Genomic DNA, 10,542 nt, shown 5'->3' with positions numbered 1-10,542 from the left:
GAGCGACAAGATGACCGTCAAGACGATGACGGCCGCGGCGACCACGGCGCGGGTGATGATCAGCATGATGATGAAGATCAACGCCAACGCGGCGATGGCCGCGATCATCAAGTCGTACGTCGATCCGTCGGACATGTCCTTGAAGGTGGCGGCCGTTCCGGCCAGGTAGATCTTGGAGCCCTCCAGCGGCGTGCCCTTGACCGCTTCCTTGGCCGCCTGCTTGATCGCATCGATGTGCGAAATGCCTTCCGGTGTAAGCGGATCCCCTTCATGCTGGATCATGAAGCGCACCGACTTTCCGTCAGGTGAGATGAAGTTCTTCATGCCGCGCTTGAAGTCTGGGTTGTCGAACGCCTCTGGCGGGAGATAGAACGAGTCGTCGTTGCGGGACTTGTCGAACGCTTCGCCCATCGCCGACGAGTTCTCCGAGGCCGACGCCTGCTGATCCTGCTGGCCTTTCTGGGTCTGATACATCGTGAGCATCATCTGCTTCATCGACTTCATGGTCTCGATCTGCGACGGCATCAGCGCAACCAGTTGCGGCATAAGCTTATCCAGCCGCTCGAGGTCGGGCACGAGGGCCTGGATGTCGTCGGTCATGGTGTCGATGCCGTCGAGCGTGTCGAACACCGACCGGATGGCCCAGCACCCGGGAATGTCGAAGCAATGCGGTTCCCAGTAGAAGTAATTGCGCAGCGGACGGAAGAAATCGTCGAAATCGGAGATGTGGTCCCGTAATTCGGCGATGTCGACGGCCGTCTTCTTCGTCTTGAGCACCATCGAGTGCGTGGTGTCTGCCATCTGCTGCGTGAGCGCCGACATCTGCGTCAGCGTGTCGATGGTGTTCTGCATCTCGTCGGCCTGCTTGAGCATGTCGGCCATCTGGTCCTGCTGGTATTTCTGGTTCAGCTGCTGGGTGACACCTTGCATGCTGATCTGAAACGGGATCGAGGTGTGCTCGATCGGCGTGCCCTCCGGCCGCGTAATCGCCTGCACCCGACCGATTCCGGGCACCCGGAAGATCGCTTTGGCTATCTTGTCGATGACGAGGAAGTCCGCGGAATTGCGTAGATCGTGGTCAGTTTCGATCATCAGCAGCTCGGGATTCATCCGCGCCTGGGAGAAATGACGATCGGCTGCCGCGTAGCCGGCGTTGGCCGGAAGGTCGGCGGGCAAGTAGTTGCGGTCGTTGTAATTGGTCCGGTAGCCGGGCAGGGTCAGCAGTCCGACCAGTGCCACGGCGATGGTCGCGACCAGGATCGGGCCGGGCCATCGGACGACGACCGCGCCGATCTTGCGCCAGCCGCGGATACGGGTGCTGCGCCTGGGCTCGAGTGTCTGACGGAAGCGCGATGCCACCGAAATCACCGCGGGGCCAAGGGTTAACGCGGCAGCCACCACGACCACCATGCCGATCGCCAACGGGACACCGAGTGTCTGGAAGTAGGGCAGGTTGGTGAAGTGCAGGCAGAACGTCGCGCCGGCGATGGTCAACCCGGACCCGAGCACCACGTGAGCGGTCCCGCCGAACATCTCGTAGTACGCGTCTTCACGCGAACTGCCCTTGCCCCGCGCTTCCTGATATCGACCGATCAGGAAGATCGCATAGTCGGTGGCGGCCGCGATCGCCAGGGTGACCAATAGGTTGGTGGCAAACGTCGAGAGCAGGATGACCTTGTGAAAGCCCAGGAACGCCACCGCTCCGCGGGCAGCGGCAAGTTCGAACACCACCATCGCTAGTGTCAGCAGCACGGTGATGACCGACCGGTACACCATTAGCAGCATCGCGATAATCACGACGAACGTGACGGTTTCGATCACCTGCAGGCTGCGGTCGCCGGCAATGTTCTGATCGGCCGATAACGCCGCAGGTCCGGTGACGAACGCTTTGACGCCGTTGGGCGCCGGGATGCTTCTGACGGTCTGCTGGACCGCCTCGACCGATTCGTTGGCCAGCGCCTCACCTTGATTACCGGCGAGATACACCTGCACGTACGCGGCCCTGCCGTCATTGCTCTGCGCCCCCGCACCGGTCAACGGGTCGCTCCACAGATCCTGAACGTGCTCAACGTGTTTGCGATCCGCGTCGAGCTTCTTGACGAGCTGGTCGTAGTACGCATGCGCCGGTGCGCCGAGCGGTTTCTGGCCTTCCAGAACGATCATCACCGAGCTATTCGATTTGTACTCTTTGAAGACCTCACCCACACGCTTGGTCGCGATCACCGACGACGCGTCTTCGGGGCTCATCGATACCGAACGCATCTTCCCGACTACTTCCAGCTGCGGGACGACGACGTTGAGCAACGCGATCAGCGCGATCCAGCCGATGATGATCGGCACAGCGAAGGTCCGGATGAATCGCGGTATCCGAGCTCGCGCAGCGTGCTTCGCGACCGGGATCTGGTCAGTGTGGGCTTCGGAAAATGTTGTGCTCATGCGGATTTCACCATGCAGAAGGTCATGGCATGCACGCCATTGTTGGTTTTCTCGTCCTTGACTTCGTCGTCGACGGTGATGCGGCAGCCGATGAAGTCACCGTCGCTTTGCGCCACGATGTTCGGAAACACCGAGGGGGCCGTTGTTTTAAGGACCAACGTCCACGGCAACGAGGCCCCGTCGACGCGCTGCGGTGTGGCGCTGAGATCCAGGTAATTCACGTTGGCGTTGCCCGCCGAACCGAAGATCTCGTATTTGACGACCTTCGGCTTGAAAGGCTTGGAGTCGTCGAGCTTGGACGTGGTCAGAGCACCGGTGTCGTGGGCGCCGAAGAACGACTTGACCCGCGTCACCGCCAAGCCGCCAACCACGACGACAGCCACGATCAACAGCGGCAACCATGCGTTGCGGACCAGCTTGGATGTCTGCACCTAGGTCTTTCCTTCCTGGTCAGATAGCGGCGACCCAGTTGCGCGCAAACTGAGTGCGGCCGGATTCCCAGCGGGTAGGCACCACGAATCAGTTGGCACCGCAGAAGGATTCGTTGCCGCTGAAAACCTCGGGCTGTCATCCGCGTACGGCAGCGCGAGCATCAGTACATGATGTGCATTTTTTGCAGATTATGCAAGTTTTGCAGAGTGTGTGCCGAATCACTCGGTGAAAATGCTGTTGACCAGCGCAGCCGCTCGCTCGACGTAGGGCATCGGTGTGTCGTCGGAATCGTCGGGCGTGCCGCTGGTCCAGCGCTCGATGCCCGAACGGATGGCTGTCAGTGCCAGCGCGGAGATCACGGCCGGAATCTCTTCGTCCGGCTTCATGCCTTGACGACGGGCGACGATGTCGATCAGGTGGTTCTGAAACCGCTCCAGATCGGCGAGGAACGCCGCCAGCATCGCGGGTGTCGTCTTGACGAGTTCGAGCATGGTCTCGGCCTGATCGCGATCCGGGGGCATGTCTCGAAGATGGTGCGCCGCCAGCCTGATCAGCTCGTCCAAGACGACGGAGTAAGGGCCGGGCCCCGCCGCGACGAATTCCTCGACCAGTTCCGGCGGTATGTCCGAGGGGCCGTAGGCGATCGCGGATTCTTTGTTCGGGAAGTAGTTGAAAAACGTGCGCACCGAGATTCCGGCTTCGGCGCAGATCGCATCGATCGTCACCTTGTCGAAACCGCGCTCACGGACCAAGCGCACCGCGGCGGCGCGGATGTCCGCGCTGGTCTGGCGACGGCGGCGCTCGCGCAGACCTATCTCACTCGCCATACCTCATGGTTGCACGTTATGCACACATTGCAGACAGAGACGACGAGGCGAACCTACGCGGCCGCCTTCTCCAGGATGTGGACGCCGCACGCAGAACCCAGGCCGATCACGTGGGCCAGTCCAACCTGGGCGTGCTCGATCTGCCGATCGCCGGCCTCGCCACGAAGGTGATGGCAGATCTCCCAAATGTTGGCGATGCCGGTGGCCGCGATGGGATGCCCCTTGGACTGCAGCCCACCCGACACGTTGACCGGGGTCGAGCCGTCCCGCCACGTCGCACCCGTGTTGAAAAAGTCTGCGGCTCCGCCTTTTTCACACAGCATCAAATTGTCGTAGTGCACCAGCTCCGCGGTCGCGAAACAGTCGTGCAATTCGACCAGGTCAAGGTCGCTCGGGCCGATGCCGGCCTGCTCGTAGGCGGTCGCGGCGGCATTGCGGGTCAGCGTGTTGACGTTCGGCAAGACCTGGCAACCATCCTCGAAGGGATCGGTGGTCAGGATCGACGCCGAGACTTTCACCGCGCGCTGGCGCTGCTGCAGAGCGAGCGACTTCAACGTCTCGCCGTTGCACACGACCGCGGCTGCGGCGCCGTCGCAGTTGGCCGAGCACATCGGCCGGGTGTTCGGGTAGGCGATCATGACGTCGTTCATGATCTGCTCGAGGGTGAACTTCTTCTGGTAAGCGGCCAGCGGATTCAGCGTCGAGTGGGCGTGGTTCTTCTCGCTGATCTTGGCGAAGAGCTCAAAACTCGTGCCGCCGTACTTGTGGCCGTATTCGGTCCCGATCTGGGCAAACACACCAGGCATGGCCTCGGTGCCGATTCGTCCGTCGACCGGTGCAACGGCCCCGTAACGGCCGCGCGGCGTCCACACGTCAGCGTCCTTTTTCTTCGTGCCGCCACCGCCGAGCAGCCCGGCGCCGGACAGCTTCTCGACTCCAACGGCCAATCCGTACTTCACCTCACCGGCCTTCACGGCCATGATCGCGGTCCGAAGCGCGGTGGCTCCCGTGGCGCAGGCGTTGGCGACGTTGTAGACCGGGATGCCGGTCTGACCGATCTGCTTTTGCAGCTGCTGTCCGATTCCGGCGTTCGCGGCCATCAGGTTTCCCGCGGCAATGACGCCGATGTCGGCCATCGTCACGCCGGCATCGGCGAGCGCGCCGGTCGCAGCCTCGGCCGCCAGATCAACGGTGTCCTTGTCGGGGTGCTTGCCGAATTTGGTCATCCGGATCCCGAGGATCCAGATGTCGTCGCTGGCGCTCATAATGACTGCTCCTTCGTGAAGTGGATCGTCAGGTCGCGGGTTCGAAGCCGAAGCCGATCGCCTCGGTGCCGGCCGAGTCGGTACCGATCGAATAAGTAGCCAGCCGCACTTTCATCCCGTCGCGGACGTGCTCAGGATCGGGCTCGACATTGACCAAATTGGCGCGCACCTGAGTGCCGTCGCAGTCGACCACCGACGCGACGAACGGGGTGGGAATGCCCGGTGCGGCAAACGTCACGATGGTAAATGCTCGCAGCGTGCCCTCGGTCGCGACTGCAACGGATGAAAATTCGGACGCGAAACAACTGGCGCAGGCATTGCGCCGATCGAAGAATCGGGCGCCGCAGTTTGTGCATTCCTGCGCGACGAGGTGGGGACCGCCGTCATCGAGCACCAAGTAGTCGACCAATGGAATCTGGCCCGTCATAACACCTCCGTCCGTATGTACTGTTGACCGTAGCGAGTGCGACCCGATTACAGATCCGGAATATCAAGATCGGGGCGTAGCAAAACTGAGACTGGCTGCGGCCAACTCCGCCCTCGCCGACAAGAAGAGTTCGGCGACCGACCCCCAGTGAATACATGACCTTTTCCGTGATAATCACCAAAACAGGACGATCGGCCTGCGTCCAAAGTAACCGGCGACCTCGACTACGAGACTGCCGATGAGGTCGTCGAGGCGGCATCGCAATTACTCGCGCGGCAAGTCGATCTGACCGAACTGCACCTCGACTTCAGCGGGCTGACATTTCTGGACTCGGCGGCGCAGGTGACTGGACTGCATCGCCATTTCGCCGCATCGCATTGGGTGTGGCAGCCGGTGTTCGCTGAGCTCAGTTATCGATTGGCGGGTCTGGTTTCCGCTGGCCGTGGCCAAAACGTGACCGATGTGTTATCGAATCGCTAACGCGCCCTTAAACTTCCAACATTCCGGACACCCGTAGGATCGTTATTGCAAACCTGTCTACTAGAAGGAACTGACGCATGCGGGCGGTCTTTCGGTCTCTTGTTGTGGTGGTTGGGATCTCGGCGACGGTAGTCGCCGGGCCATCCGGCATCAGTCTGACGGCGTCGCACCAGTCAGAGTCCTTTGCGGTGGCTTCGGTCCGGCCGTCGACGGGCCAGGTGGTGGGCGTTGCACATCCTGTAGTCGTCACGTTCCGCACACCCGTCGCCAACCGAAGTGCGGCCGAGCGGGCGGTTCGCGTTTTATCGACACCATCGATGACCGGCAAGTTCGAGTGGCTCGATCGCGATGTTGTGCAATGGGTTCCGGACCGATACTGGCCGGCGCACAGCACCATTGCGCTGTCCGTGGGCGGCCTGTCGACGGATTTCAAAACCGGACCCGCCGTCCTCGGTGTTGCCGACATCTCAGATCACACCTTCACGGTGAGCGTCGACGGGGTTCCGAGCGGACCTTCGCCGCAACTGCCGGCCCCGCACCACCGACCGCACTGGGGCGAACCGGGTGTTATGCCGGCCTCGATGGGGCGACCGCAGTTCCCGACACCTGTCGGTGTTTATACGGTGATGTCCAAAGAGCGCACTGTGATTATGGATTCGAGCAGCGTCGGCGTTCCGATCACCGATCCCGCGGGTTACAAGACACCGGTGGAATACGCCAGCCGGATCAGCAGCCGCGGACTGTTCGTGCATTCGGCTCCGTGGGCTGTCCAGTCGCTGGGACGTGAAAATGTCAGCCACGGCTGCATCAGCCTGAGCCCCGCCGACGCCGAGTGGTACTTCAATACGGTCAACGTCGGCGACCCGGTGGTGGTTAAGCAGTAGCCTAGGCGCCTTAAACCTCCGCGGCCACAGTGATGTGCGTGCACCGTAATACCGTTGGTGCGCATTGTATTTAGTCCGACAAAAGACAGCGCCCCCGAGCTGAACTCGGGGGCGCTGTCTTCACTACGGAGGGCGTGTCATTCGGGAGGACCGGGCGGCAGCGGCTGACCGGGCAGCGGACCGTTGGTGGGCGCCGAACCCGTCGGAGCACCCTTACCGCCGGCGGCACCGGCCAAGTCGTTGAGCACGGCACCGGGTACCGGAGCACCAACCGGCCCCAGAGCAATGATCGGCGCACCGGCCGGAATCGGCGCGGGCAGTGGAGCACCCGCCGGAATTGGAGCACCGGCAGGAATCGGAACGCCAGCCGGCACTGGGGCACCGGCAGCTACCGGCGCACCAGACATTTCGGCGAGCGGAGCACCCGCCGGCGCGCACGCCGCCGCGCCGCCGGCAGTCGCCCCGCCGGCAATCGCCCCGCCGGCAATCGCTCCGCCGGCGACTGCCGGCGCGGCGACTTCGCCCGCGGCGCCCTGCATGCACCCGTAGCCGCCTGTCTTCAACGGAGCGGCTGCCACATCCGGGCTCAACGCTATCGCGGCGCCGCATAAGCCAACGCCGGCAACGACTTTGATACTGAATCGGTCGAAGGCTGCCATCGACGTCCACTCCCTCGTTCACGCTCGGGTATTTCCCGCGCAGCAAGTGATGCAGCCAAAAGCGCGTAGCCATACCGGATTCGCGTTTCGGCCAAGATCTTTTTAATAGACCGGTGTTCAACATGCACTACGCCACACCGCACTGTTGCCAAATAGTGACGTTTAGCCGGAGATAACCCACAATCCGCCGCGCTTCATCACGGTGCGATCGCATCGGTCGTCCAAAACAGCTCCCGCTCATAGCGTTTGATGCGGCCGACAAGCAGTCTCTGCGTAGCTGAAACGCACTGCGCTTAGACAGGAAGGAGAGTCATCATGGCTTCAACAGAATTGGACCTGCTCAGGCGGTGACTGGTCGGTTGCGGTCAGCGGCACCCGCGCAGTGTTCGTCACGCTAGACGCCGGCTACAACGAACTGTTCTCGGAACTCGTGGGGCCGCGCCGGCGCGATCAGCGAAGGTAGACTTCCCCGCCCTTGGGGTATCCGCCACCGCGGGTGGTGATGTGGACGTGGTCGTAATGGCCGTAGCCGGATCCTGACGGACCCTTGGGCGTGTAGTACGTACCGCGCCAAATGCAATCCTGCAACGAAAATTTGTCCGCGTTCTTGAGCGCGAACGAGACGATCTGGTTGCCGAGCGCTATGCCGGCGGCGCTGGACGGGTTGGGGATTATCACGTCGATCGCCAAACCCTCGGGATGCCACCTGAGCGCGTCCGGTCGAACGCCGCCCATGTTCTTGATCTCCGGGAACACCGCGCTGATGGTGCGAGCCGCCAGGATCGTCTTGACCTGTAGGCCACGTTCCGGAGCGACATCCGAGATCAGGACTTGGGGGGCGTTCTTGGAGGCGACGTGCCATCGCGACGCGCGTGATGCCGGCGCAGTCTCGTCGGGAGCGCCGATGCCCGGGACAGCGGACGCTGCCCACGCCGCCGTGGTCGGTGCGGTGGCCATGATCTGCAGGTGGCAACACGGCGCGTCAGCTACCACATCGGCCTTGCCGTGGTGGCCCTGCGCATCGGCGCTGCCGCCGAGGGCAAAGATGATGGCGACCGGAGCGGCAACCGCAGCCATCAGAACCGGCGACTTTCGCCCACCGCTGGCTAACTTGTGTCTCGGCACGGCGAGCAGCTTACGAGCAAATCGCGAAATAGTCACGATCAGATAACGACGCCGCAGGTGAGGCGGATTGCCACGCCGCTCAGGCGCCGCCCTCCATCGGCCAGTCGCCCGACTCGGGCACAAAGCGAAGCTTGGCCGCCGGAGGCAGCGTTCGCCGGTCGCCGGCCGATATCGCGTCGAGCATCAGCGCCACGTAGCGACGCCAACCGTCACTGCCGGAGTCCATCGTCCACAGCACGCTGTGCAGCATCGCGATCATCCTCGGCAGGTCAGCGGGGGCCAGATCGGCCCGCACGACGCCGGCTCGCTGGCCGCGATCAGCGAGTTCCCTGAGCGCCTCGTACAGCCCGGCCGAGACGTCGGACGTGAAGGACCCGGCTCGGCGCGCGGCCGTCAACAGGTTGTGTTCGCGCGCGCCCAGCGATATCGCCGCATCGAACAGCTCGGCCAGACCCGCCATGGGGTCAGTGGCGTTACTGACGGCCTCGATCGTCGGCGTGAGGTCTTCGGCGATGCACTGGTCCAGCGCCGCCCGAACCAGTTCTGCCTTGGTCGGAAACCTCCGGTAAAGGGTGCGCTCACCGACCCCGGCGCGACGGGCGATCGCCTCGATGGGCGCGTCGGGCCCGAGTTCGCCGTAGACCTCCCGCGCGGCTTTCAGGATCCGCTCGGCGTTGCGGGCGGCATCGGCGCGTAACGGCCGGTCGGTTACCGCAGTCATCACAGCAGCATAACTGACTGTTGACTGCCACTTAGCCGCGCTCTACGCTCGTGGACTTGACAGCCATCTGACACTTAACGGAAAACGCCGGTGACTTCAACGACTTCCGATTCTCGCCCCGAGACCGATCTGCCGGTCATACCGGCCCCACGGGCCGCACGCTGTCCCCTTCATCCGCCACCTGAATTCGCCGAGTGGCGAAACGAGCCAGGCCTGCAGCGGGCGATGTGGAACGGCCAACAGGTCTGGTCGGTGAGCCGCTACCAGGACATCAGGGCTGCCTTGGTCGACCCGCGGCTGTCCGCGGACACTCTCCCGGACCTGTTCGACTCGTCCAGCGACAACGAGAAGCCGGTGATTTTCGCGCGCACCGACGATCCCGAGCACCACCGGTTGCGGCGCATGATGACCAGCCAATTCACCTTCAGACGTACTGAGGCGATGCGGCCGCAGATCCAGAAACTGGTCGATCACTACCTGGACAAGATGATCGACGAAGGCCCGCCGGCAGACATCGTGCGCGACTTCGCCCTACCGGTGCCGTCATTGGTGATCGCGCTGCTCCTCGGCGTCCCTCCCGAAGACCTCGAACTCTTCCAGCACAACTCCACTGCGGGATTGGACGTGAATTCCACCGACGAGCAACGGGCGCAGGGCTTCATCGAGATGTACGTGTATATCCAAGAGTTGGTGGCGCGTAAGGAACGCGAGCCCGGCGACGACCTGATCAGCCGTCTCATCACCGATTACGTCGCGACCGGCCAGCTCGACTACAACACCGTGGCGGTCAACGGTGTGATCATGATGCTGGCCGGCCACGAGACGACCGCCAACATGATCGGGTTGGGTACCGTTGCGCTGCTCGAGCATCGCAGTGTGTTCGAGCGACTCGGCCAAACCGACGATGCCACCGTCATCGCCCAGGCCGTCGAGGAGCTCATGCGCTACCTCACTATCGTGCATGCCCAGGTGGACCGGATAGCGATCGAAGACCTCATTCTCGGTGGCCAGCAGATTCGGGCCGGGGAGCGATTGTTGATGAACCTGCCTGCCGGGAACTGGGATCCCGAATTCGTCGACAGCCCAGACGCTCTCGACGTCGGCCGAAATGTCCGCGGGCACTTGGCCTTCGGCTACGGCGCGCACCAATGCATCGGCGCCAACCTCGCCAGAGTCGAAATGCAGGTGGCCTTCGCGACCTTGGCGCGCCGGCTCCCTGGACTGCAACTGGCGGTGCCGCCCGACGACTTGCAGTTCAAGGAAGCCGACATTTACGGCATGAAAGA

The 10,542-nt window shown here is 62.9% G+C and carries 10 protein-coding genes; 2 read left to right on the top strand and 8 right to left on the bottom strand.

Going from position 1 to position 10,542, the window contains the following annotated elements; all coding sequences use genetic code 11:
- The 5 genes from VGH54_RS05435 to VGH54_RS05415 form a co-directional block, all read right to left on the bottom strand.
- On the bottom strand, window positions 1-2,436 hold a 2,436-nt coding region (locus tag VGH54_RS05435; protein ID WP_331510914.1), incomplete at its 3' end, for an MMPL family transporter.
- Window positions 2,433-2,867: an MmpS family transport accessory protein gene (locus tag VGH54_RS05430; RefSeq protein WP_331510913.1), complete on the bottom strand. Its 435-nt coding sequence runs from the start codon at window positions 2,865-2,867 to the stop codon at window positions 2,433-2,435. The genes VGH54_RS05435 and VGH54_RS05430, both read right to left, overlap by 4 nt.
- A gap of 219 nt (window positions 2,868-3,086) precedes the next feature.
- Complete coding sequence (locus VGH54_RS05425) at window positions 3,087-3,695, bottom strand: TetR family transcriptional regulator (protein ID WP_331510912.1); 609 nt, start codon at window positions 3,693-3,695, stop codon at window positions 3,087-3,089.
- Between the two features lie 53 nt (window positions 3,696-3,748).
- Entirely contained in the window at window positions 3,749-4,960 is a 1,212-nt protein-coding gene (locus VGH54_RS05420; RefSeq protein WP_331510911.1) for a thiolase family protein, read from the bottom strand.
- A 28-nt stretch (window positions 4,961-4,988) separates the two neighbouring features.
- Window positions 4,989-5,387: a Zn-ribbon domain-containing OB-fold protein gene (locus VGH54_RS05415; protein ID WP_331510910.1), complete on the bottom strand. Its 399-nt coding sequence runs from the start codon at window positions 5,385-5,387 to the stop codon at window positions 4,989-4,991.
- Window positions 5,388-5,944: 557 nt separating this feature from the next.
- On the opposite strand from VGH54_RS05415, the gene VGH54_RS05410 reads away from it, so the two are divergent.
- Window positions 5,945-6,751, top strand: a complete 807-nt coding sequence (locus VGH54_RS05410) for a L,D-transpeptidase (RefSeq protein WP_331510909.1) — start codon at window positions 5,945-5,947, stop codon at window positions 6,749-6,751.
- A gap of 137 nt (window positions 6,752-6,888) precedes the next feature.
- Here VGH54_RS05410 and VGH54_RS05405 read toward each other — a convergent pair whose 3' ends face one another.
- The 3 genes from VGH54_RS05405 to VGH54_RS05395 form a co-directional block, all read right to left on the bottom strand.
- Complete coding sequence (locus VGH54_RS05405) at window positions 6,889-7,410, bottom strand: hypothetical protein (RefSeq protein WP_331510908.1); 522 nt, start codon at window positions 7,408-7,410, stop codon at window positions 6,889-6,891.
- Between the two features lie 450 nt (window positions 7,411-7,860).
- Window positions 7,861-8,535 carry a hypothetical protein gene (locus tag VGH54_RS05400; RefSeq protein ID WP_331510907.1) on the bottom strand — a complete coding sequence of 225 codons (675 nt, stop codon included), beginning with the start codon at window positions 8,533-8,535 and terminating at the stop codon, window positions 7,861-7,863.
- Between the two features lie 79 nt (window positions 8,536-8,614).
- Window positions 8,615-9,256, bottom strand: coding sequence for a TetR/AcrR family transcriptional regulator (locus tag VGH54_RS05395; RefSeq protein ID WP_331510906.1), 642 nt, complete (start codon window positions 9,254-9,256; stop codon window positions 8,615-8,617).
- A 90-nt stretch (window positions 9,257-9,346) separates the two neighbouring features.
- Here VGH54_RS05395 and VGH54_RS05390 point away from each other — a divergent pair.
- Window positions 9,347-10,542, top strand: a 1,196-nt coding sequence (locus tag VGH54_RS05390) for a cytochrome P450 (RefSeq protein WP_414688649.1), incomplete at its 3' end; no start/stop codon positions are given.

This window comes from Mycobacterium sp., from assembly GCF_036488105.1.
In the GTDB taxonomy this organism is placed as follows: Bacteria; Actinomycetota; Actinomycetes; order Mycobacteriales; family Mycobacteriaceae; genus Mycobacterium.
The sequence above is the reverse complement of the archived record's forward strand: the minus strand, read 5'-3'. Positions and strand labels throughout refer to the sequence as shown.